The following is a 22,290-nucleotide window of genomic DNA, read 5'->3' on the forward strand; positions in this document are numbered from 1 at the left end:
TGTATCAAATTGCCAGCGCGTCGAGCAGCTCGGTTTCCAGCTGCACCAGCACGCGCGGGTTGTTCAAATTCGGGCCGTCGACCAGGAACACGTCCTCGACGCGCTCGCCCAGGGTCATGACTTTCGCCGTGTGCAGGTTGATGCGGTAGCGCGTCAGCACGCTGGCGATCGCGTACAGCAGGCCGGTGCGGTCGTTGGCCGCGATCGTGAGCAGGTAGTGCTGGCCGCGCTCGTCCGGGCGCAGCTCCACGCTCGGCGCAACCGGGAAGTGGCGCGACAGGCGCGACAGGCGGCCGCGGGTCGGCGGCGGCAGCGGCGCATTCGAGGTCAGGAGCTCGCACAGTTCGTGCTCGATCAGGCTGATGATGTCGCGGTAGTTCTTCGCGAAATTCTCCTCGGTGACGAGGAAGGTGTCGAGCGCGTAGCCATCGCGCGTGGTGTGGATCTTCGCATCGAGGATGCTGAAGTTCTTGCGGTCGAAATAGCTGCAGATGCGCGCGAACAGGTCGGGCTGGTCCTTCACGTAGACGGTGAGCTGGATGCCGGCGCCGGCCGGGGCCAGGCGTGCTTTCACGACCGGCTTGGTGCTCTTGATCTTGTCGTACAGCGTGCGCGTCTGCCAGGCGATGTCGGAGGCGTCGTGGCGCAGGAAATAGACCACGTCGAGCTGGTCCCAGAGCGCCTCGTGGGCGTCGGCGGGGAGGCCGAACAGGCGCAGGGTGGCCAGCGCTTCCTGCTGGCGCATGCGCAACTCGCGGTCGGCCGAATGCGGCTCGCCGCCGAGCACGCGCAGCGTGATGCGATACAAATCTTCCAGCAGCTTCGCCTTCCAGGCATTCCACACCTTCGGGCTGGTGCCGCGGATATCGGCCACCGTCAGCAGGTACAGGGCAGTCAGGTGGCGCTCGTCCTTCACGACGGCGGCGAAGGCCTGGATCACGTCCGGGTCGGACAGGTCCTGTTTTTGCGCGACCTGCGACATGGTCAGGTGCTGCTCGACCAGGAACACGACCAGTTCGGTGTCTTCCTGGGACAGTCCGTGGTCCCAGCAGAAGTCGAGCGCATCGACCTTGCCCAGTTCCGAGTGGTCGCCGCCGCGGCCTTTCGCGATATCGTGGAACAGGGCTGCCACGTACAGCAGCCAGCGGTCGCGGAAGTTGGCGATCAGGCCGCTGCAGAAGGGATATTCGTGGGCGTGTTCGGCCATCGTGAAGCGGCGCAGGTTACGCACCACCATCATGATGTGCTGGTCGACGGTGTAGACGTGGAACAGGTCGTGCTGCATCTGGCCGACGATGTTGCGGAAGTTCGGCAGGTAGCGTCCCAGCACGCCGAAGTCGTTCATGCGGCGCAGGGCGTGCACCAGGCCTTGCGGGGCCTTCAGGATGCGCAGGAAGTTGGCGCGGTTGCCCGGGTCGGCGCGGAAGTCCTCGTCGATCAGGTTGCGCGCGTGCCAGAGCGCGCGCGTGGTGCGCGCCGTCATGCCCTTGATGTCGGGGCGCTCGGTCATGGCGACGAAAATCGCCAGCACGGAGGAGGGCGTGGTCTCGAAGGTGTCGTCGTGGGCGATGTCGATGAAGCCGCCGACATCGTTGAAGCAGGCGTTGATGGGCACCGCTTCGACAGGCTGCGGGAACAGGCGCGCCTCGATGTTCTGCAGCAGGATGGTGTTCAACTGGGTGACCGTCTTGGCCGCCCAGTAGTAGCGCTGCATCAGGTATTCGCTGGCGCGCCGCGCGCCGGGGCCGGAAGGATCCGACACCAGCCCGAACGATTCGGCGATCGCCGTCTGCACGTCGAACAGCAGGCGGTCTTCGCGCCGGTTGGTCTGCAGGTGCAGGCGCACGCGGATGTCCTTGAAGGCGCGCTCCTTTTCCATCAGCTGGCGCGCTTCGTCCTGCGTGATCAGCTCGCGGGTGGCGAGCTGGCCCCAGGAGTTGGCCAGGCCCGCCGCCTTCGCCACCCACAGGATCACCTGCAGGTCGCGCAGCGCGCCCGGGCTTTCCTTGCAGTTCGGCTCGAGCGCGAAAGCGGTGTATTCGTACTTGGCATGGCGCAGGCGCATCTCGGCCGTCTTGGCCTGGAAGAAGGCTTGCGGGTCCATGGCCTCGGCATAGCGCTTCTCCAGCTCTGCGAAGAGATGCGCGTCGCCCGTCACCAGGCGCGCTTCCAGCAGGCTGGTTTGCACGGTGATGTCGGCGCTCGATTCCTGCATGCATTCGTCGACGGTGCGGATGCTGTGCCCGATCTCCAGGCCCAGGTCCCACAGCAGCTGGACCAGGCTTTCCAGTTTCGCCTGGGTGATCGCGTCGGGCGGGGCGCCGAGCAGGATCAGGAGGTCGACGTCGGAATAGGGAAACAGCTCGCCGCGCCCGTAGCCGCCCACGCCGACCAGGGCCGTGTTGGCGGGCAGGCGCGCCGCGCGCCAGGCTTCGGTGAGGATGGCGTCGACGCTGTGGCGCAGGCCGCGCAGCAGCTTTTCCGGCTTGCCGTCCTCGCGGAAGGCGTGGAACAGGGCCTGGCGTTCGGTCTTCAGGCGGCCCTTGAGTTCGGGACGGGCCTGCTCCAGCTGGGCGGCAGACATGGTAATCAAGCCGGTACGGCGTCTTTGTCAGCGACGATCGCCGGCGGCGGCGGGGTGCCGGCCGACTGCGTCAGCACCTCGTAGCCGGTCTCGGTCACCAGGATCATGTGTTCCCACTGGGCCGACAGGCTGCGGTCCTTCGTCTTGATGGTCCAGCCGTCCGGCATTTCCTTGATCTCGCGGCGGCCGGCGTTGATCATCGGCTCGATCGTGAAGATCATGCCCGGCTCGAGCTTTTCCAGGGTGCCCGGTTTGCCGTAGTGCAGGACCTGCGGCTCTTCGTGGAAGACCTTGCCGATGCCGTGGCCGCAGAATTCGCGCACCACGCTGTAGCCGTTCTTCTCGGCATGCTGCTGGATCGCGTAGCCGATGTCGCCCAGGTGCGCGCCCGGCTTCACCTTCGAAATGCCGAGCCACATGCATTCATAGGTCACTTCCGACAGGCGGCGTGCCAGGATCGAGGGCTCGCCGACCAGGAACATGCGGCTGTTGTCGCCGTGGAAGCCATCCTTGGTGATGACGGTGACGTCGATGTTCAGGGCGTCGCCGCTTTTCAGGACCTTGTCGCCCGGGATGCCGTGGCAGATGACGTCGTTGACCGAGGTGCAGACGGCTTTCGGGAAGGGCGGGTAGCCCGGCGGCGCGTAGTTCAGCGGCGCCGGCACGGTGCCCTGCACGTTGGTCATGTATTCGTGGCACAGGCGGTCGAGCTCGCCGGTGGTGACGCCGGGCTTCACGAAGGGGGTGATGTAGTCGAGTACTTCGGAGCCGAGGCGGCCGGCCAGGCGCATGCCTTCGATTTCGTCTGGGGTCTTGATGGAGATGGACATATGCGGTCAGTATTCAATTCGGTGGATGGCCGACGCCTCCGATACGGCGCGTGGCAAAGATGCCGTCATTATAAGGGATAGCCACGCCCCTCGTCGAAGCGAGGGGCGGGCCGTGCCGCCGCAACCCGCCCCGCATACATTGTTACGCTTGAAAAATGGGCCGAATCCGGCTAGAATCTCGGGTTGCTTGGGCTGAGGTCCAGCAATGTTGCTCGGTAGTTCATTTTTAGCTGTCTATTTTATTTATTCAAATCGCGAATGCGGCCGACAAGGGTGCCCATAGGGTGACTGGCCGTTATTCAAGACTTAACCCTGGAGAATTACATGTCCGTTACTATGCGCGAAATGCTGGAAGCCGGTATTCACTTCGGCCACCAGACCCGTTTCTGGAACCCAAAGATGGCACCGTTCATCTTCGGTCATCGCAACAAGATCCACATCATCAACCTGGAAAAGACCATGGCGATGTACCAGGATGCGATGAAGACCATCAAGCAGATCTCGGCCAACCGCGGCACCATCCTGATGGTCGGCACCAAGCGCCAGGCCCGTGACCTGATCGCTGCTGAAGCCCAGCGCGCCGGTGTTCCTTACGTCGACCAGCGCTGGCTCGGCGGCATGCTGACCAACTTCAAGACCATCAAGACCTCGATCAAGCGCCTGCAGGACATGGAAGCGCAAGTGGAAGACGGTTCGGTCGAGAAGCTGTCGAAAAAAGAAGCCCTGATGTTCTCGCGCGAAATGGTCAAGCTGCAGAAATCGATCGGCGGCATCAAGAACATGGGTGGCGTTCCTGACGCAATCTTCGTCGTCGACGTCGGCTACCACAAGGGCGCCATCACCGAAGCCGGCAAGCTGGGCATCCCGGTCATCGGCGTGGTCGATACCAACCACTCGCCAGAAGGCGTCACCCACGTGATCCCTGGCAACGACGACTCGTCGAAGGCCATCGCCCTGTACGCACGCGGCGTCGCCGATGCGATCCTGGAAGGCCGTGCCAACGCCACCAACGAAGTCGTTGAGATGGTCAAGGCCGGCGGCGACGACTTCGTCGAAGTCTCCGAGCAGGCGTAATTAAGAAAGCGGACTCCGGTCCGCGCAAAGAAGGGGTGCTGGGCCGTGGCTGCGCACCCCTTTTTTTAAGCACAGAATTGGTAAGAAATTATCGTGTGGATGTTCCAGTCGGACATCCGCGACACTGAACACATTTTGGGAGAAAAACATGGCAGCGATTACTGCAGCGATGGTGGGTGAACTGCGCGCGAAGACCGACGCGCCTATGATGGAATGCAAGAAGGCACTGACCGAAGCCGAAGGCGACATGGGCCGTGCCGAAGAGATCCTGCGCGTCAAGCTGGGCGGCAAGGCATCGAAGGCATCGGCACGCGTGACCGCCGAAGGCGTGGTTGCTTCGTACATCGCCGGTAACGTCGGCGCGCTGGTCGAAATCAACAGCGAAACCGACTTCGTCGCCAAGAACGACGAGTTCCTGGCCATGGCCAACCTGGCAGCCAAGCTGGTTGCCGAGCAGAACCCTGCCGACGTGGCAGCCCTGTCGGCACTCGACGTCGGCGGCCAGACCTTCGACGCGCTGCGTTCGGCACTGATCGGCAAAATCGGTGAGAATATGACCGTGCGCCGCTTCCAGCGTTTCGAAACCACCGGCAAGCTCGCTTCCTACCTGCACGGCACCCGTATCGGCGTCATGGTCGACTACGAAGGCGCGGACGAGCAGGTCGGCAAGGACGTCGCGATGCACATCGCCGCGATGAAGCCGGTCGCCCTGTCGTCGGAAGGCGTTCCTGCTGAACTGATCGAGAAAGAGCGTTCGGTCGCCCAGCTCAAGGCCCAGGAAGATGCAGACGCAGCCGCTGCCGCAGGCAAGCCGGCCCAGTCGCCGGAAATCCTGGCCAAGCGCCTCGAAGGTTCGGTCCAGAAGTACCTGAAAGAAGTGTCGCTGCTGAACCAGACCTTCGTGAAGAACGACAAGCAGTCGATCGAGCAGATGCTGAAGGCAACCAACACCACGGTGAAGGGCTTCACGATGTACGTCGTGGGCGAGGGCATCGAGAAGAAGGTCGACGACTTCGCAGCAGAAGTCGCGGCACAGATGGCTGCCAACAAGCAGTAATGTGAAAGCGGGCCGCAAGGCCCGTTTTTTTAACCCGGTCGTTTACATCGGCCGGGTTTCGTGGGCCGGCACCCGTGCCGGCCCACGCGAAATACGGCGCCGCCTCCCCGGAGCGTGCGCGCCAGTTTCGCCGCCATCTGTACATTTGCAGATGAGGCTCCAGGCCACGAGCCTGCGGCCGGAACCGAATTCGAATCAAACATACAGGAGAGCGCTTCATCATGACAAAACCAGCCTACAAACGAGTCCTGCTTAAACTGTCTGGCGAAGCACTGATGGGCGACGATCAGTTCGGCATCAATCGCGCTACCATCGACCGCATGGTCGCCGACGTCGCGGAAGTGGCGGAGCTGGGTGTCGAGCTGGCGGTCGTGATTGGCGGCGGCAACATCTTCCGTGGCGTCGCGCCGGGTGCGCAGGGCATGGACCGCGCCACCGCCGACTACATGGGCATGCTGGCCACCGTCATGAACGCGCTGGCACTGGCCGACGCCATGCGCCACGTCGGCATCACCGCACGCGTGATGTCGGCCATCGGCATCGACCAGGTGGTCGAGCCGTATGTGCGCCCGAAGGCGCTGCAATACCTGGAAGAGGGCAAGGTCGTCGTCTTCGCCGCCGGCACCGGCAACCCCTTCTTCACCACCGACACCGCAGCGGCGCTGCGCGGCGCCGAAGTGGGCGCCCAGATCGTCCTGAAGGCAACCAAGGTCGACGGCGTCTACACCGCCGACCCGCAGAAGGACCCGAACGCCACCCGTTACGAGTCGATCTCGTTCGACGAGGCGATCTCGAAGCAGCTGCAGGTGATGGACGCCACCGCGTTCGCCCTGTGCCGTGACCAGAAACTCCCGATCAAGGTGTTTTCGATCGTCAAGCCCGGCGCCCTCAAGCGCGTGATCATGGGCGAAGACGAAGGTACACTGGTACACGTTTAAGTTTTAACAATAGCAAATACTGAATAACAGGAGAGCAGCATGTCCTTAGCTGACGTGAAGAAGAATGCGCAAGAGCGCATGACCAAGTCCATCGAAACCCTGCGTTCCGACCTGGCCAAGGTCCGTACCGGCCGCGCCCACACCGGCATCCTCGACCACATCATGGTCGACTACTACGGTTCGCCGACGCCGCTGACCGGCGTCGCCAACCTGACCCTGATCGACGCGCGCACCATCGGCGTGCAGCCGTACGAGAAGAAGATGCTGAGCACCATCGAAAAGGCGATCCGCGATTCCGACCTCGGCCTGAATCCATCGACCTTCGGCGAACTGGTCCGCGTGCCGACCCCGGCCCTGACCGAAGAACGCCGCAAGGAAATGGTCAAGCTGGTGAAATCGGAAGCGGAAGACGCGAAGATCGCCGTGCGCAATATCCGCCGCGATGCCAACGAGCAGCTGAAGAAAATGGTCAAGGACAAGACGGCCTCGGAAGACGACGAGCGCCGCTCCTCGGACGAAATCCAGAAGCTGACCGACAAGTTCGTCGCCGACATCGACAAGATGGTCGCGGAAAAGGAAAAAGAAGTCCTGACCGTGTAAGATGCCTGCCTTCCGGCGTGCAAACTAGTAAGCAGACGTAACCGAAAGTAGTACGCGGGCCAATGCCGGGCACAATCGGGCAAGGCCCGCTTTTTACCGCGTTTTTACCGTAATTGCCGTGATGGCAAACGATTTATGATCTTTAAGAGTTCGACGACCGTAGTTCCCGATGTGCCGGCCGTTCCGCGCCATATCGCCGTCATCATGGACGGCAATGGGCGCTGGGCGACCAAGCGCCTGCTGCCGCGCGTCGCAGGCCACGTCAAGGGCGTGGAAGCGGTACGCGGCGTGGTCGAAGCCTGCGTGCTGCGCGGGGTCGAATACCTGACCCTGTTCGCATTTTCCTCGGAAAACTGGCGCCGTCCGGAAGAAGAAGTCTCGCTGTTGATGCGCCTGTTCGTTACCGCCCTCGAGCGTGAAGTCTCGAAAATGCACGCGAACAACATCCGGCTGAAGGTCGTGGGAGACCTGTCGCGCTTCGACGCCAAGCTGCGCGAGATGATCGCCAATGCCGAGCGCCGCACGGCCGGCAACACGCGCCTGACGGTGTCCGTCTGCGCCAACTATGGCGGCCGCTGGGACATCATGCAGGCCACCAGCAAGATGGTTGCCGCCAACCCGGGCGTGACCGAGTACACGGAAGACATGCTGGCGCCGCACCTGGCGATGGCGTATGCGCCCGAGCCTGACTTGTTCATCCGCACCGGCGGGGAAGAGCGCATCTCGAACTTCCTGCTGTGGCAGCTGGCCTATTCCGAGCTGTATTTCACCGACACCTACTGGCCGGATTTCTCGGTCGAGTCGCTGGACGCGGCGATCGCGTCCTACCAGAGCCGCGAGCGCCGTTTCGGCCGCACCGGCGAACAAGTGGCTAAAAAGAACTGATGCTCAAAACCCGGATCCTTACCGCGCTCGTGCTGCTGGCAGTCCTGCTGCCGGTCCTGTATTTCAACAACTACACGGCGTTCGCGGTGGTGGTGACCGCCTTCTTCGGCGCCGCGATCTGGGAAACCTTCCGCCTGTTCAACCCGAAGTCGGGCAAGGCGGTCGTGGTCGCCGTGGCCTGGACCGCGGCCTTCGCCTGGACCTTCTTTTTCAGCGGTAATGGTAAGACGCAAACTTTCTGGTTCGTGATCAGCCTGCTGGTCTGGGTGCTGCGCTTCGCGCCCTCGCTCAAGATCGGCCTGCCGGCCCTCGACAGCGCCCCGAATACGCTGCTCAGCCTGACCTATGCCGTGGCCCTGGTCGGCTGCTTCGCCGCGATCGCCGCGCTGTTCGCGTATTCTCCCCTGTACCTGCTGTCGGTGATGGCCATCGTCTGGGCCGCCGACATCTTCGCCTACTTCTCGGGCAAAGCCTTCGGCAAGCGCAAACTCGCGCCGTCGATTTCGCCCGGTAAATCCTGGGAAGGCGCGATCGGCGGCGGCATCGCCGTGCTCGTGATCGCGACCCTCGCGATCGTCTTCGGAAACGAGACGCTCGCGAACACCTTCCCGGTCCGCGTGCAGGCCAGCCTCGGCTGGGCCGCCACGTACGCCATCCTGATCCTGATCGTCGCCGCCAGCATCGTCGGCGACCTGTTCGAATCCCAGCTCAAGCGCCGCGCCGCCATGAAGGACAGCAGCAACCTGCTGCCCGGCCATGGCGGTGTGCTCGACCGGATCGACGCCCTGGTACCGGTACTGCCGCTGGCGGCACTGATCGGCGCCTGGCTGTAAGGAGTTTTAACATGCAACGCATCACCATTCTGGGCGCCACCGGCTCGATCGGCGTCTCGACCCTCGACGTGCTCGCGCGTCATCCCGGGCAGTACCAGGTGTACGCCCTTAGCGCCCATTCGCGCGTCGCCGAACTGGCCGCGCAATGCCGGAAGTATCGTCCGCAGCGCGCCGTCGTCGGCACGCCCGAAGCGGCAGCCGAACTGGCGCGCCTGGTGGGCGACCTCGGCATCGACGTTGCATATGGTGAAGCGGCCCTGTGCGAGATCGCCTCCAGCCCGGACACCGACACCGTGATGGCCGCCATCGTCGGCGCGGCCGGCCTGGCCCCAAGCCTGGCCGCGGCAAACGCCGGCAAGAAAATCCTGCTGGCGAACAAGGAAGCGCTCGTGATGTCGGGCCAGCTGTTCATGGACGCCGTGCGCGAGCACAAGGCGACCCTGCTGCCGATCGACAGCGAGCACAACGCGATCTTCCAGTCGCTGCCGGGCGATTACGCCCGCACGCCGGCCCGCTCCGGCGTGGCGAAGATCCTGCTGACGGCTTCCGGCGGCCCCTTCCTGAACCGCGCCGTCGAGACGCTGGAAGAGGTGACCCCGCTCGAGGCCTGCAAGCACCCGAACTGGTCGATGGGCCGCAAGATCTCGGTCGATTCGGCGACCATGATGAACAAGGGCCTGGAAGTGATCGAGGCGCACTGGCTATTCGGCGCGCCGGCCGAGCTGATCGAGGTCGTGATCCACCCGCAAAGCGTGATCCACTCGATGGTCTCGTATGTCGACGGCTCGGTGCTGGCGCAGCTCGGCAATCCCGACATGCGCACCCCGATCGCGCACGCGCTGGCCTACCCGGAGCGTATCGAATCGGGCGTGGCGCAACTCGATCTCACCACCATGGGCGCGCTGCAATTCCACAAGCCCGACTACGGGCGCTTCCCCTGCCTCGCGCTCGCCTTCGACGCGCTGCGCGCAGGAGGCACCGCGCCGGCCCTGCTGAACGCGGCCAACGAGATCGCGGTCGAGGCCTTCCTGAACGAGCGCATCGGTTTCCGCGACATCGATCGCGTCGTGCGCCGCGTGATGGACGAGAACCCGCATGGCGCCGCGCACGACATCGCGGCCGTGATGGCGCAGGATGCGCATGCCCGCAGCGCGGCATCGAACATCGTCGCCAACATCGCCCGGCACTGACATGAGCTTCCTCTACACCGCGGCCGCCTTCATCCTGGCGCTGGGGCCGCTCATCGTCTTCCACGAACTCGGCCACTACTGGGTCGCGCGCGCCTGCGGCGTGAAAGTGCTGCGCTTCTCGGTCGGCATGGGCAAGGTCCTGTGGTCGCGCCGCTTCGGTCCCGACCAGACCGAATGGGCTGTCTCCGCGCTGCCGCTGGGCGGCTATGTCCAGATGCTCGACAGCCGCGACCCGGCGACCACGCCGACCAACGACGCCGACCGCGCGCGCGACTTCATGCGCCAGAACGTCTGGAAGCGCATCGCCATCGTCGCCGCCGGCCCGGTCGCCAACTTCCTGCTGGCGATCGTGCTGTTCGCGGCCCTGTTCATGCACGGCACCGAAGAACCGGGCACCAAACTGCGCCCGATGGCGCCGAACACCCCGGCGTATGTCGCCGGCCTGCGCGGCGGCGACAGCATCGTCGCCGTCAACGGCGAGCCGGTCGCCGCCTGGTCCGACCTGCGCTGGCAGATGACCCATCTCGCCGTCGACAGGATCGATGCGCACCTGACCGTGCGCGCTGCCGACGGCAGCCAGTACGCGGCCACGATCCCCGCCAGCGCGGTGAAGGAGCCGGGTCCGGACAGCGACCCGATGGCCGCGCTCGGGCTCGACGTCTGGATCGGCATGCCGCAGGTGGAAAAGGCGGTCGCAGGCGGGGCGGGCGCACGCGCCGGCCTGCAGCCGGGCGACGTCGTGCTCGGCGCCGACGGCAAGCCTTTCGCGACCGCGGCCGATTTCGTGCAGGCGGTGCGCGCCGCGCCCGGGCGCACCTTGCAGCTGCAGGTGCGGCGTGGAAGCCAGATCCTTACGTTGCCGCTGACGCCGGCGAAAGATCCGAAAGGGCAGGGCCTGGCCTCGGTGCAGCTGGCGCAAGCCATCGAACGCGTCACCGTGCGCTCCGGCCCCGTCGAGGCGGTCGCGAAGGGTGCGCGCCGCACCTGGGAGATGACGGCGCTGACCTTCAAAATGATCGGCAAGATCGTCACCGGGCAGGCTTCGCTGAAGAACGTGACCGGTCCGATCGCGATCGCCGACTACGCCGGACAGACTGCACGCATGGGCCTGGCGACCTTTTTGGGCTTCATCGCAGTCGTCAGCGTGAGCCTGGGCGTCATGAATCTGTTACCAATCCCCGTGCTGGATGGGGGGCATTTGTTGTATTATTCGCTGGAAGTTTTGACCGGGCGTCCCCTGTCCGAGCGAATCCAGGGATTCGCACAGCGCGCGGGGGTGGCCCTGCTGTTCATGCTGATGGCGCTCGCCATCTTCAATGACCTGTCGCAGCGGCTCTAGGGCGCAGCAGCCCGGCGCCGCCGGCGGCAGCGCGCCACCGTCAAAGAAAAACATGTACGTTGTCCAATGACTGATTAGCCAATGAAATCACAACCAGATCGTTTTGCCCTGCCGTTCATTCGCCGCAGCCTGATCGGCGCAGCCGTGCTGGCCCTGTGCGCCGCTCCTGCGCTTGCCGTCAATCCGTTCGTGGTCAAGGACATCCGCATCGAAGGCATCCAGCGTACCGAAGCCGGCACCGTGTTCAGCTACCTGCCGGTGCGCGTGGGCGAGACCTTCGACGAAGAGAAGAGCATCGCCGCCATCAAGGCGCTGTACGCGACCGGCTTCTTCAAGGACATCCGCCTGGAAGAAGAGAAGGGCGTGCTGGTCGTGCTGGTCGAAGAACGTCCGGCGATCAACACGGTCGATTTCACCGGCACCAAGGAATTCGAGAAAGACATGCTGGTCAAGGCGCTGAAGGACATCGGCGTCGGCGAAGCGAAGATCTACGACAAGGCCGCGGTCGACCGCGCCGAGCAGGAACTCAAGCGCCAGTACCTGTCGCACGGCCTGTACGGCGTGAAGATCACGACCACCGTCACCCCGATCGAGCGTAACCGCGTAAACGTGATGTTCAACGTCGACGAAGGCGAGGTCGCGCGCATCAAGGGCATCAACATCGTCGGCAACAAGGCCTTCTCGGACAAGGAACTGCTGGAAGTCTTCCAGCTGTCCAAGTCGGGCTGGTTCACCTGGTATTCGAAGGCCGACCAGTACTCGAAGACCAAGCTGACCGGCGACCTGGAAGCGATCAAGTCCTACTACCTGGACCGCGGCTACCTCGAGGTCAACGTCGACTCGACCCAGGTCGCGATCACGCCGGACAAGAAAGAGATCTACCTGACCATCAACGTCACCGAAGGCGAGAAGTACACCGTCTCGAGCGTGAAACTCGAAGGCGAGACCTTCGGCCGCGAGGAGGAACTGCGCCGCCTGATCGTCCTCCAGCCGGGCAAGACCTATTCGGGCGCATTGCAGGAAGCGTCGAACAAGCGCATCGCCGCGCGCCTCGGCCAGTTCGGCTATGCCTTCGCCAACGTGAACGCCGATCCGCAGATCGACCGCGAGAAGCGCACCGTCGCGTTTACCTTCGTCGTCGATCCGGGCAAGCGCGCCTATGTGCGCCACGTGAACATCTCGGGCAACACCACCAGCCGCGACGAAGTGATCCGCCGCGAATTCCGCCAGTTCGAAAGCTCGTGGTACGACGCCGACAAGGTCAAGCTCTCGCGCGACCGCGTCGACCGCCTCGGCTACTTCAAGGAAGTCAAGGTCGACACGCCCGAGTCGCCGGGCACCAGCGACCAGGTCGACATCAACCTGACGGTCGAGGAAAAACCGACCGGTAACTTCATGATCGGCGGCTCGTTCTCGCAGGCCGAGAAGTTCACCTTCACGGCTTCGGTCCAGCAGGCGAACTTCGCCGGCAGCGGCCAGACCGTCGGCATCGACCTGAACACCTCGAAGTACAGCCGCACGATCGCGTTCTCGAACACGAATCCGTACTTCACCGACGAAGGCGTCTCGCGCGCCTTCCAGCTCTACCTGCGCACGACGCGTCCACCGCTGTCGAACATCGGTTCGTACACGGTGCGCCAGACCGGCGGCAACATGACCTTCGGCGTGCCGTTCTCCGAAACCGACACCGTCTACTTCGGCGCCGGCCTGGAGCGTACCTCGCTCGAGACCGACGCCACCAGCCCGACCCTGTACCGCAATTTCGTGGCCCAGAACGGCGGCCCGAACAACCCGGCCGACCAGTCGACCTACGGTATCGGTACCGGCAAGAGCATCTCGATCCCGCTGACCGTGGCCTGGGGCCGCGACAGCCGCGACAGCGCGCTGACCCCGAGCGTCGGCCGCTACCAGCGCGCCAACCTCGAAGTCGACGCGATCGGCGATTCGAAATACTTCCGCATGGTGTACGAACACCAGTGGTATCGTCCGGTGACCTCCTGGATGACGTTGGCCCTGCGCGGCGAGCTCGATTACGGCAAGGGCATCGGCAGCCATTCCTATCCGGTGTTCAAGAACTTCTATGCGGGCGGCATCGGTTCGGTGCGCGGCTACGAGAGCTCGACCCTGGGCGTGATCGACCCGGTCTACGGCGACGCCATCGGCGGCTCCAAGCGCGTCATCGGCAGCGCCGAGCTGCAGTTCCCGTTCCCGGGCAGCGGCAAGGACCGCAGCCTGCGCTGGTTCACCTTCCTCGACGGCGGCCAGGTCTACCAGGAAAAGTCGAAGATCTACCTCGGCGAGCTGCGTTACGCCGCCGGTATCGGCTTGTCGTGGATTTCGCCGGTGGGCCCGCTGCGCTTGAGTTATGCTAAGCCCCTGAATGCGAAACCGGGCGACCGTCTCGAGCGCTTCCAGTTCCAGATGGGCACGGGCTTCTGACCGGGCGCCCGTCGGCACTTACCCTTTCATCGCGGAGAAATATGTTGAAAAATCCGATAGCCTCCCTGCCACGCGGCCTGGCGCGCAGTTTGCCTTGTGCCCTGGTGCTGGCGGCCCTGTGCGCCGCGCCGCTGGCCTGGGCGCAGACGGCGCCGAGCCGCATCGGCTTCGTGGTCACCGAGCGCCTGATGACCGAATCGAAGATGGCCAAGGCGGCCGACGCCAAGATCCAGGCCGAATTCTCGAAGCGCCAGAAGACGAACGAGGAGATGGTCGCCAAGTTCAAGCAGATGAGCGAGAAGTTCGATGCCGACGCGCCGCGCCTGACCGACATCGAACGCACCCGCCGCGCGCGCGAGCTGTTCGACATGGAAAAGGACGTGCAGCGCATGAACCGCGAGTTCACCGAAGACCTGATGCAGAGGAAGTCGGAAGAGCGCGCGGCGATCGCCACCAAGGCCTACAAGCTGATCGAACAGATCGCCGAGCAGGAAAAGCTCGACGCCGTGCTGCAAGAAGCGGCCTGGTCGAGCCCGCGCATCGACATCACCGACCGGATCCTGAAACTGCTGGACAAGTAATTTTGGAACAACGTGAACAAACCCAGCCGGGCGTACGCCTCGGCGACCTGGTCGAGCGTTTCGGCGGCCAGCTGACGGGCGACCCGGATCTCGTGGTCGCCTCGATCGCGCCGCTCGACAGCGCAGGCCCCACCCAGATCAGCTTCCTCTCGAACAGCAAGCTGCGCGCGCTCGCCGCCCAGAGCGAAGCGGCGGCGCTGATCCTGTCGCCGCTGGACGATCCCTCGGTGGCCGCCACCTACGCCGGCGCCCGCATCGTCACCACCAACCCCTACGCCTATTTCGCGCGCGCCGCCCAGTACTTCGTATCGCTCGAAGAAGCTGCGCCAAGTCCCGGCATCCATCCGAGCGCGGTCGTCGATCCATCGGCCGAGATCGACGCGAGCGCCCACATCGGGCCCCACGTGACGGTCGAAGCGGGGGCGGTGGTGAAAGCCGGCGCCGTCATCGACCATGGCTGCTTCGTCGGCCGTGAAGCGGTGATCGGGGAGGGCACCCACCTGTTCGCCAACGTGACCTTCCATCGCAAGTGCGTCATCGGTGCGCGCGGCATCATTCACTCCGGCGCGGTCATCGGCGGCGACGGTTTCGGTTTTGCGAACGAAGCAGGGGTGTATATCAAGATTCCGCAGACCGGGCGCGTGGTGATCGGCGACGACGTCGACATCGGGTCGAACACCTCGATCGACCGCGGCGCCCTGGCCGACACCGTCATCGAAGACGGCGTGAAGCTCGACAACCAGATCCAGATCGGCCACAACTGCCATATCGGCAAGCACACGGCGATGGCCGGCTGCGTCGGCGTGGCCGGCAGCGCGAAGATCGGCAGCCGCTGCACCTTCGGCGGCGCGGCGATGGTGCTGGGCCACCTCGAGATCGCGGACAACGTCCACATCTCGTCGGGCAGCATGGTCTCGCGCTCGGTGCTCGAACCGGGCCAGTACACGGGCTTTTATCCGCTCGCGAAGAATGCCGAATGGGAGAAGTCGGCGGCCATCGTGCGCAACCTGAACAGCATGCGCGACAAGATCCGCGCGCTGGAAAAAATCATCAAGACGAAGACAGAACAACAATGACGACTACCGAAAAAAGAACCCTGGGGATCACCGAGATCAAGGAATACCTGCCGCACCGCTATCCGCTGCTGCTGGTCGACCGCGTGCTGGACGTCGAAGTCGGCAAGCGCATCACCGCGATCAAGAACGTGACCGTCAACGAAGAATTCTTCAACGGCCACTTCCCGCACCAGCCGGTCATGCCGGGCGTGCTGATGATCGAGGCGATGGCGCAGACCGCCGCCATCCTATCCTTCATGACGATGGACGTGAAGCCGGACGAGAATTCGGTCGTCTACTTCGTCGGCATCGACAACGCGCGCTTCAAGCGCCCGGTCGGTCCCGGCGACCAGCTGGTGATGGACGTCGAGATCCTGCGCGTTTCGCGCGGCATCTGGAAGTACAAGGCGACGGCCAGCGTCGACGGCAAAGTGGCGGTCGAAGGTGAACTGATGTGCACCATTCGCGCGAACGAAAAGGCAGCGGAGCAGTAATGACGAAGATTCACGCGACTGCGATCGTCGACCCGAAGGCGGAGCTCGACAGCTCGGTCGAAGTCGGCCCGTATTCGATCATCGGCCCGAACGTGCGCATCGACGCCGGCACGGTCGTCGGCCCGCACGTGGTCATCGAAGGCCATACGACGATCGGCAAGGACAACAGGTTCTTCCAGTTCGGCTCCATCGGCGCCGCGCCGCAGGACAAGAAATGGAACGGCGAGCCGACCCGCCTCGAAATCGGCAGCGGCAACACCATCCGTGAATTCGTCACCTTCAACCTCGGCACGGCCCAGGACGAAGGCGTCACGCGCCTGGGCGACGACAACTGGATCTCGGCCTATGTGCACCTGGCCCATGACTGCCAGGTGGGCAGCCACACGATCTTCTCGAACAATGCGCAGCTGGCCGGCCACGTGCACGTGGGCGACCACGCCATCCTGTCCGGCTACGCCGGCGTGCACCAGTTCTGCAAGATCGGCGCCCATGCCTTCATCGGCATGTACACCAGCCTGACCCAGGACGTGCCGCCTTTTGTCCTGGTCTCGGGCAATCCGGCCGGCGCGCGCGGCGTGAACATCGAAGGCCTGAAACGGCGCGGCTTCACGCGTCCCCAGATCGACGGCATCCGCGCTGCGTACAAACACATCTACCGTTCGAACCTGACGCTCGAGGAAGCCAAGGCCGCCCTGCTGCGCGAAGAAGAGGCGATGCCGGAAGCAGCGCCTGACATCCGCGCGATGCGCGACTTCCTCGGCATTGCCACCCGTGGCATCGTGCGCTGACAAATTGAGCCCGAACAGCGCTTCGGACATCTCCTTGGCCCTGGTCGCCGGCGAGGTGTCCGGCGACATGCTCGCCGCCCGCCTGATGGCGGGCTTGCGTCCCCAGCTCCCGAACGTGCGCTTCCACGGCATCGGCGGCCCGCGCATGATCGAGCAGGGGCTTGTATCGGACGTCCCGATCGAGACCCTCACTGTGCGCGGCCTGTTCGAGATCATCCCGCGCTACCGCGAGATCAAGGGCATCCAGAACCGCCTGCGCGACCGCCTGCTGGCTGACCGGCCGGCCGCCTTCATCGGCGCCGACTACCCCGGCTTCAATCTCGGGCTCGAAGAGCAGCTGCGCGCGGGCGGGATTCCGACCGTGCACTTCGTCGGCCCGCAGATCTGGGCCTGGCGCGGCGGGCGCATCAAGAAGATCCAGCGCGCGGTCTCGCACATGCTGGTGATCTTCCCCTTCGAAGAGCAGATCTACCGTGATGCCGGCGTGCCGGTGACCTATATCGGCCATCCGCTGGCCGAGACGATCCCGCTGGTGCCCGACGTCGGCGCCGCCCGCGCTGCGCTCGGCATCGCGCCCGATGCACGCGTGGTGACGGTGATGCCCGGCAGCCGCATGGGTGAACTGAAATACCTGGCCGAGCCCTTCGTGCGCGCGGCCGGCCTGCTGGCCAGGCGCGATCCCGGCCTCCGTTTCGTGGTGCCGATGGCGGGGGAAAAGCAGCGGGCTTATTTCAGCGAGATCGTCGCGCAGGCGGGACTGAACGATATCGCGTTGACGCTGGTGGACGATTCGCACACGGCGATCGCCGCCGCCGACGCGGTGCTGGTGGCGTCGGGCACGGCGACGCTGGAAGTGGCGCTGTTCAAGAAGCCGATGGTGATCGCCTATAAAGTCATGCGGGCGTCCTGGGAAATCATGCGCCACATGGGCTACCAGCCCTGGATCGGCCTGCCGAACATCCTGGCGCGCGAATTCCTGGTGCCGGAACTGCTGCAGCATGCGGCCACGCCGGAAGCGATGGCCGATGCGGTGTGGACGCAACTGAATGACACCGCAGGACGCGACCGGCTTGCGGAGCGCTTCACGGAGATGCATCATAGCCTCCTGCGCGACAGCGCCGCGCTGAGTGCCGAGGCTGTGTTGGGGATCATACGTCCGTAAACGCGTGGGCTCGGGAGCCCACCCTACGGTGCGCTTCCGCCACGGACTGGTGCGTAACGTAGGGTGGGCACCTGTGCCCACGCGTTACGCACGCATCCGTCGGACGCGCACCCTGAACATCGAAATACGAAAATTAGCACCATGAGCAAAAAACGCGTCAACTTCTACCCCGGCCTGCCGCCCCGGCTGCGCCCGTTCACCGATCTCGACATCGTCTGCGGCGTCGACGAGGCCGGCCGCGGTCCGCTGGCCGGTCCGGTGTTCGCCGCCGCCGTCATCCTCGACCCGAAACGCCCGATCGACGGGCTGCGCGACTCGAAGAAGCTGACCGAGGCGCGCCGCGACGAGCTGGCGCCGCAGATCCGCGAATACGCGCTGGCCTGGGCCATCGCCGAAGCGTCCTGCGACGAGATCGACACCCTGAACATCCTGCACGCCACCATGCTGGCGATGCGCCGCGCGGTGGAAGCGCTCCACACGATCCCGACGATCGCCCTGATCGACGGCAACCGCTGTCCGCCGATGGCCATCCGCGCCCACGCCGTGATCGAGGGCGACGACAAATGCCACGCGATCTCGGCCGCCTCGATCCTGGCCAAGACCGCGCGCGACGCCGAACTGGTGCGCCTGCATGCGCAGTATCCGGAATACTGCTTCGACCAGCACAAGGGCTATTCGACGGCCCTGCACCTGGAACGCCTGCGCCTGCACGGCCCGTCGCCGGTGCACCGCCGCTCCTTCGCGCCGGTGCGCAACCTGCTGCAGGTGGACCTGTTCGCGCCGCCCGCGGCGCAAGGGTCGCTCGAGGGCGTGGCGTTCGCATGAAGTCGGTCACCTCGCGCGACAATCCCTTCTACAAGGAACTGAAAAGCCTCGCCGCCAGCTCGCAGGCCCGGCGCAAGGCCGGGCGCACGCTGCTCGACGGCGTGCACCTGTGCCAGTCCTGGCTCGAGCTGCTTGGCGCGCCGAATCACTGCGTTGTCTCGGAAGGCGCCCTGCAGAATCCGGAAGTGGCGGACATCGTCGCGCGCTGCGAAAGCCTGCACGCCCACGTGACGGCCTTGCCGGACGCGCTGTTCGGCGCGCTCAGCCAGGTCGAGCATGGCGTCAACCTGCTGTTCCTGGTCGAGACGCCGGCGCCGGTCCAGCCCGCCGCAATGACCGTGTCCGCCGTGCTGCTCGACGGCGTACAGGACCCCGGCAATGTCGGCTCGATCCTGCGCAGCGCGGCCGCAGCCGGCATCACCCAGGTGTTCTGCAGCGCCGGCACCGCCTTCTGCTGGTCGCCCAAGGTGCTGCGCGCGGCGATGGGTGCGCACTTCGTGCTCGAGATCTTCGAGCATGTCGATCTCGGCGCCCTGATCGATGCATCGCGCATTTCCGTCCTGGCGATGAGCGGCTATGCCGAGCAGAAGCTGTGGCAGGTCGACCTGCGCGGCCCGGTCGCATGGCTGCTCGGGCACGAAGGGCAGGGCGTGGCCGACGACCTGATGGGACGCGCCACCCACCAGGTCGTGATCCCGCATGCGGGCCGGGTCGAGTCGCTGAACGTGGCGGCGGCGGGCGCCATTTGCTTCTTCGAGCAGCTGCGCCAACGGCAGGCCTGAAAGCGGGCATAGACGCAATCGCCGCCCCTAGGTTAAGCTCGGGGCAACAACTGTGGAGTGAAGATGGACATCGCGCATTTGCATTTTCTGGTAGCCGAAGGGGATAGCACCCAGCGCGCCGCCCTGGTCGAGATGCTCGGGCGCCTCGGCGCCAGCCGCGTCACCGACGTGCCCGACGGGCACATGGCGCTGCGCACCTTCCAGGCCGGCTTCACGCCGCGCGTGCACGTGGCCATCATCGACCTCGCGCTGCCCGGCATGGACGGGCTGGAACTGATCCGCAACCTGGCCGGGCTCGATTCCGGCATCAGCCTGGTCGTCACCGGCGCCCAGCCGGCGAATCTGCTGTTCTCGGTCGAGACGCTGGCCCAGGTCTACGGCATCGACCTGCTCGGCTCCGTCTCGAAACCGGTCACCGCCGCCAAACTCAAACCCCTGCTCGACAACTACGCGCCGGCCGTGCTTCCCGACCGCGTCGACACCACGCCGCGCTTCACCTTCGCCGAAATCGGCAGCGGCCTGCAGAAGCGCCAGTTCGAGCCCTTCTTCCAGCCGAAGATCGAGCTGGCCACCGGCCAGGTCAAGGGCCTGGAGACCTTCGCCCGCTGGAACCATCCGGAACACGGCCTGCTCGGCCCCTCGGCCTTCATCGACGCGCTCGAGCAGAACAACCGCATCGACTTCCTCGACTGGAGCATGATCGAGCTGTCGGTCGAGCGCTGCCGCTGGCTGCACGACCAGGGCACGCCGATCTCGATCTCGATCAACCTGGCGCCCGAGACCCTGGCGCACCCGTCCTTCCTGCGCCAGATGGGCGCCTGCCTGGCCCGCCACGGGGTGCTGCCCGACTACATCACCTTCGAGATGCCCGAGTCCTCGGTCCTGAACACGGACCCGAACTTCATCGAGCGCCTGGTGCGCCTGCGGATGATGGGATTCGGCCTCGCCATCGATGACTACGGCACCGGCCGCTCCAACCTGCAGCTGCTGGCGCGCATTCCGTTCACCGAACTCAAGATCGACCGCAGCTTCGTCGACGGCGCCTCGAAGCGGCGCCCGCTCGGCACCGTGCTGCGCTCCTGCCTCAGCCTGGCGCACAGCCTGGACCGGATGTCGGTCGCGGTCGGCGTCGAGACGCGCCAGGACTGGGACTTCCTGCAGGGACTGGGCTGCACCTATGCGCAGGGATATCACATCGCCAATCCGATGGAAGCGAGCGCTTTCCCGGGCTGGCTGGAAGACTGGCGCCATTTTTTCTGAGTTCGGTTTTTCTTACCGGGGAGACGGGCGGATGAACATTCGGTTGCGCTGCCGTTGCGGCAAGCTGCAAGGGGAGGTCGACGCCGCGCGCGTTGCGGCGCGCGCGGTGTGCTATTGCAAGGACTGCCAGGCCTTTGCCCGGTTCCTGAAGGCGGAGGACGCGGTGCTCGATGCGGCCGGCGGTACCGAGGTCGAGGCGGCCCTGCCGGCGGCGCTGCGTTTTACTGAAGGGCTGGAACACCTGGCCTGCATGTCGCTCAGCCCGAAAGGGATTTATCGCTGGTATGCGTCCTGCTGCAACACGCCGGTCGGGAATACCCCGCGCGATCCGAAGATGTCGTATGTGGGGCTGGTACGCACCTGCCTCGACGCGCCGGACGAAGGACTCGACCGCGCGCTGGGTCGCGCGCGCTTCACGGCCAATACCGGCTCGGCCAACAGGCCAGTGAAATCGACGCCGGTGAGCATGGTGTTCGCCGTCGCGCGGATCGGCATGGAGCTGGCCAAGGCGCGCCTGGGCGGCGGCTGGCGCAGCAATCCCTTCTTCGATACGGCCGGTGCGCCCATCAGGGCACCCCGGGTGCTGACGCGCGAGGAACGCGCGGCGGTCACGCCGTAAGCCGGCGGCCCGAGTCCAGCCTACAGCTCGATCACCAGCCCCGGTCGGAAACCTTCCTGTTCGCCCTTGCTGAGGTAGCCGAGCGGATTGGCGACGACCCGGCAGGACCAGGCGCGCCCGTTCTCGACGCCGGTCGCCACGTAATCGTTCAGGCAGTGCAGGTGGCCGTGCATCCAGACGTCGGCCAGGGGCAGCAAATCGTCGAGCGAATTGCAGAAGCCCGCCGTGCCGGGGCTGACGCCGTAGCGCGGGTCGGCACTTTTCAGGCTGGGCGCGAAGTGGGTGACGGCGACCGTGACGCCGTCGAAGGGGACGGCCAGCGCCGCGCGCAGCCATTGCTGGCAGTCGAGCGACATCGCGCGCCAGCCGTCGGCCAGCACCGGTGCGCCATCGCGCAGCGTCGTGTTCTTGTTGAGGTAGTAGTTGGCGGCGCGGATCGCCTTTTCGCGCAGCTGCAGCTGTTTCGTCAGTTCGTGGCCGCCGGCCAGCGCGTCGAAATCGGCCCAGAGCGTGGTGCCGATGAAGCGGACGTGGCCAATCGTGACCGTCTCGCGGTCGAGCCAGGTGATGCCGAGGCGGGCGCAGGTGTCGCGCAGGCGGGCGTGGGCTTCGTCGAATTCGAGGCCGTCGTATTCATGGTTGCCGGGAACGTAGAGCACCTGCGCCCTGGTGGCGCCCAGGGCCGGCGCGAAGCGTTCCAGGCCGAAGTCGGTGCCCGACAGGCGCGAGCCGCCCTGGTAGGAACCGATGTCGCCGGCGAGGACGATGACGTCGGCATCCGGCCGCAGTTCGGGCTGGAAGGCCGGATAGCGTTCGAGGTGGAGGTCGGAAAACAGCTGTATGCGCATGGCGGCAGTATAGCCGGGATCCTGCCCCGGCCCCGTCCTGGCCCTGTCCCGGCACCGTCAGCGGATGGCGGCGCTGGGTGCGCAAGCGCACAGAGGCGCGCGTGGCC

General features: G+C 65.1%; 21 protein-coding genes. 18 read left to right on the top strand and 3 right to left on the bottom strand.

The window, feature by feature from the left end:
* Positions 1-4: 4 nt before the first annotated feature.
* Both ACI48I_RS08525 and map read right to left on the bottom strand, forming a co-directional pair.
* The gene (locus tag ACI48I_RS08525) at positions 5-2,584 is read right to left on the bottom strand and encodes a [protein-PII] uridylyltransferase (RefSeq protein WP_498573899.1); all 2,580 of its coding nucleotides are present in this window, start codon (positions 2,582-2,584) and stop codon (positions 5-7) included.
* Between the two features lie 5 nt (positions 2,585-2,589).
* Positions 2,590-3,414 (bottom strand): type I methionyl aminopeptidase, encoded by an 825-nt coding sequence (gene map, locus ACI48I_RS08530; RefSeq protein ID WP_498573900.1) that lies wholly within the window; start codon positions 3,412-3,414, stop codon positions 2,590-2,592.
* 324 nt (positions 3,415-3,738) lie between these two features.
* Here map and rpsB point away from each other — a divergent pair, with 324 nt between their 5' ends.
* From rpsB to ACI48I_RS08620, 18 genes are all read left to right on the top strand, one after another.
* Complete coding sequence (gene rpsB, locus ACI48I_RS08535) at positions 3,739-4,488, top strand: 30S ribosomal protein S2 (RefSeq protein WP_193685464.1); 750 nt, start codon at positions 3,739-3,741, stop codon at positions 4,486-4,488.
* A gap of 148 nt (positions 4,489-4,636) precedes the next feature.
* Positions 4,637-5,545, top strand: a complete 909-nt coding sequence (gene tsf / locus ACI48I_RS08540) for a translation elongation factor Ts (RefSeq protein ID WP_193685465.1) — start codon at positions 4,637-4,639, stop codon at positions 5,543-5,545.
* Between the two features lie 221 nt (positions 5,546-5,766).
* Positions 5,767-6,483 (top strand): UMP kinase, encoded by a 717-nt coding sequence (pyrH, locus tag ACI48I_RS08545; protein WP_193685466.1) that lies wholly within the window; start codon positions 5,767-5,769, stop codon positions 6,481-6,483.
* 39 nt (positions 6,484-6,522) lie between these two features.
* On the top strand, positions 6,523-7,083 hold the full coding sequence (frr, locus tag ACI48I_RS08550; protein WP_193685467.1) for a ribosome recycling factor: 561 nt from the start codon (positions 6,523-6,525) through the stop codon (positions 7,081-7,083).
* A gap of 135 nt (positions 7,084-7,218) precedes the next feature.
* The gene (uppS, locus tag ACI48I_RS08555) at positions 7,219-7,968 is read left to right on the top strand and encodes a polyprenyl diphosphate synthase (RefSeq protein ID WP_193685468.1); all 750 of its coding nucleotides are present in this window, start codon (positions 7,219-7,221) and stop codon (positions 7,966-7,968) included.
* Complete coding sequence (locus tag ACI48I_RS08560; RefSeq protein WP_498573901.1) at positions 7,968-8,801, top strand: phosphatidate cytidylyltransferase; 834 nt, start codon at positions 7,968-7,970, stop codon at positions 8,799-8,801. The genes uppS and ACI48I_RS08560 overlap by 1 nt, the downstream gene beginning before the upstream one ends.
* 11 nt (positions 8,802-8,812) lie before the next feature.
* Positions 8,813-9,991 carry a 1-deoxy-D-xylulose-5-phosphate reductoisomerase gene (ispC, locus tag ACI48I_RS08565; protein WP_498573902.1) on the top strand — a complete coding sequence of 393 codons (1,179 nt, stop codon included), beginning with the start codon at positions 8,813-8,815 and terminating at the stop codon, positions 9,989-9,991.
* A gap of 1 nt (position 9,992) precedes the next feature.
* On the top strand, positions 9,993-11,330 hold the full coding sequence (rseP, locus tag ACI48I_RS08570) for an RIP metalloprotease RseP (RefSeq protein ID WP_193685471.1): 1,338 nt from the start codon (positions 9,993-9,995) through the stop codon (positions 11,328-11,330).
* A gap of 81 nt (positions 11,331-11,411) precedes the next feature.
* The gene (gene bamA, locus ACI48I_RS08575; protein ID WP_498573903.1) at positions 11,412-13,769 is read left to right on the top strand and encodes an outer membrane protein assembly factor BamA; all 2,358 of its coding nucleotides are present in this window, start codon (positions 11,412-11,414) and stop codon (positions 13,767-13,769) included.
* A 41-nt stretch (positions 13,770-13,810) separates the two neighbouring features.
* Complete coding sequence (locus ACI48I_RS08580) at positions 13,811-14,350, top strand: OmpH/Skp family outer membrane protein (RefSeq protein ID WP_193685473.1); 540 nt, start codon at positions 13,811-13,813, stop codon at positions 14,348-14,350.
* A 2-nt stretch (positions 14,351-14,352) separates the two neighbouring features.
* Positions 14,353-15,426, top strand: coding sequence for a UDP-3-O-(3-hydroxymyristoyl)glucosamine N-acyltransferase (gene lpxD / locus ACI48I_RS08585; RefSeq protein WP_267878207.1), 1,074 nt, complete (start codon positions 14,353-14,355; stop codon positions 15,424-15,426).
* Positions 15,423-15,899 carry a 3-hydroxyacyl-ACP dehydratase FabZ gene (fabZ, locus tag ACI48I_RS08590; protein WP_193685474.1) on the top strand — a complete coding sequence of 159 codons (477 nt, stop codon included), beginning with the start codon at positions 15,423-15,425 and terminating at the stop codon, positions 15,897-15,899. The genes lpxD and fabZ overlap by 4 nt, the downstream gene beginning before the upstream one ends.
* Entirely contained in the window at positions 15,899-16,687 is a 789-nt protein-coding gene (gene lpxA / locus ACI48I_RS08595; protein WP_498573904.1) for an acyl-ACP--UDP-N-acetylglucosamine O-acyltransferase, read from the top strand. The genes fabZ and lpxA overlap by 1 nt, the downstream gene beginning before the upstream one ends.
* Before the next feature lie 34 nt (positions 16,688-16,721).
* Entirely contained in the window at positions 16,722-17,849 is a 1,128-nt protein-coding gene (lpxB, locus tag ACI48I_RS08600; protein ID WP_498573905.1) for a lipid-A-disaccharide synthase, read from the top strand.
* A 141-nt stretch (positions 17,850-17,990) separates the two neighbouring features.
* A complete protein-coding gene (rnhB, locus tag ACI48I_RS08605; RefSeq protein ID WP_498573906.1) occupies positions 17,991-18,674 on the top strand; it encodes a ribonuclease HII in 684 nt (227 codons plus the stop codon).
* Entirely contained in the window at positions 18,671-19,456 is a 786-nt protein-coding gene (locus tag ACI48I_RS08610; protein WP_498573907.1) for a TrmH family RNA methyltransferase, read from the top strand. Before rnhB ends, ACI48I_RS08610 begins: the two co-directional genes overlap by 4 nt.
* Before the next feature lie 63 nt (positions 19,457-19,519).
* Positions 19,520-20,716, top strand: a complete 1,197-nt coding sequence (locus ACI48I_RS08615) for an EAL domain-containing response regulator (protein WP_498573908.1) — start codon at positions 19,520-19,522, stop codon at positions 20,714-20,716.
* A 31-nt stretch (positions 20,717-20,747) separates the two neighbouring features.
* The gene (locus ACI48I_RS08620; protein ID WP_498573909.1) at positions 20,748-21,335 is read left to right on the top strand and encodes a DUF6151 family protein; all 588 of its coding nucleotides are present in this window, start codon (positions 20,748-20,750) and stop codon (positions 21,333-21,335) included.
* A 20-nt stretch (positions 21,336-21,355) separates the two neighbouring features.
* Here the strand turns inward: ACI48I_RS08620 and ACI48I_RS08625 are convergent, their stop codons facing one another.
* Positions 21,356-22,183, bottom strand: a complete 828-nt coding sequence (locus ACI48I_RS08625; RefSeq protein WP_498573910.1) for a metallophosphoesterase — start codon at positions 22,181-22,183, stop codon at positions 21,356-21,358.
* Between the last annotated feature and the right edge of the window lie 107 nt (positions 22,184-22,290).

Source organism: Massilia sp. LXY-5, from assembly GCF_059801075.1.

Bases quoted from the DNA above. Each gene is read 5' to 3' on its own strand.
- map (WP_498573900.1), bottom strand. From the start codon at position 3,414: ATGTCCATCTCCATCAAGACCCCAGACGAAATCGAAGGCATGCGCCTG.
- frr (WP_193685467.1), top strand. From the start codon at position 6,523: ATGTCCTTAGCTGACGTGAAGAAGAATGCGCAAGAGCGCATGACCAAG.
- fabZ (WP_193685474.1), top strand. From the start codon at position 15,423: ATGACGACTACCGAAAAAAGAACCCTGGGGATCACCGAGATCAAGGAA.
- rnhB (WP_498573906.1), top strand. From the start codon at position 17,991: ATGAGCAAAAAACGCGTCAACTTCTACCCCGGCCTGCCGCCCCGGCTG.
- tsf (WP_193685465.1), top strand. From the start codon at position 4,637: ATGGCAGCGATTACTGCAGCGATGGTGGGTGAACTGCGCGCGAAGACC.
- ACI48I_RS08625 (WP_498573910.1), bottom strand. From the start codon at position 22,183: ATGCGCATACAGCTGTTTTCCGACCTCCACCTCGAACGCTATCCGGCC.
- ACI48I_RS08620 (WP_498573909.1), top strand. From the start codon at position 20,748: ATGAACATTCGGTTGCGCTGCCGTTGCGGCAAGCTGCAAGGGGAGGTC.
- pyrH (WP_193685466.1), top strand. From the start codon at position 5,767: ATGACAAAACCAGCCTACAAACGAGTCCTGCTTAAACTGTCTGGCGAA.
- ACI48I_RS08610 (WP_498573907.1), top strand. From the start codon at position 18,671: ATGAAGTCGGTCACCTCGCGCGACAATCCCTTCTACAAGGAACTGAAA.
- ACI48I_RS08615 (WP_498573908.1), top strand. From the start codon at position 19,520: ATGGACATCGCGCATTTGCATTTTCTGGTAGCCGAAGGGGATAGCACC.
- ACI48I_RS08580 (WP_193685473.1), top strand. From the start codon at position 13,811: ATGTTGAAAAATCCGATAGCCTCCCTGCCACGCGGCCTGGCGCGCAGT.
- rpsB (WP_193685464.1), top strand. From the start codon at position 3,739: ATGTCCGTTACTATGCGCGAAATGCTGGAAGCCGGTATTCACTTCGGC.
- ACI48I_RS08525 (WP_498573899.1), bottom strand. From the start codon at position 2,584: ATGTCTGCCGCCCAGCTGGAGCAGGCCCGTCCCGAACTCAAGGGCCGC.
- uppS (WP_193685468.1), top strand. From the start codon at position 7,219: ATGATCTTTAAGAGTTCGACGACCGTAGTTCCCGATGTGCCGGCCGTT.
- bamA (WP_498573903.1), top strand. From the start codon at position 11,412: ATGAAATCACAACCAGATCGTTTTGCCCTGCCGTTCATTCGCCGCAGC.
- ACI48I_RS08560 (WP_498573901.1), top strand. From the start codon at position 7,968: ATGCTCAAAACCCGGATCCTTACCGCGCTCGTGCTGCTGGCAGTCCTG.
- rseP (WP_193685471.1), top strand. From the start codon at position 9,993: ATGAGCTTCCTCTACACCGCGGCCGCCTTCATCCTGGCGCTGGGGCCG.
- ispC (WP_498573902.1), top strand. From the start codon at position 8,813: ATGCAACGCATCACCATTCTGGGCGCCACCGGCTCGATCGGCGTCTCG.
- lpxA (WP_498573904.1), top strand. From the start codon at position 15,899: ATGACGAAGATTCACGCGACTGCGATCGTCGACCCGAAGGCGGAGCTC.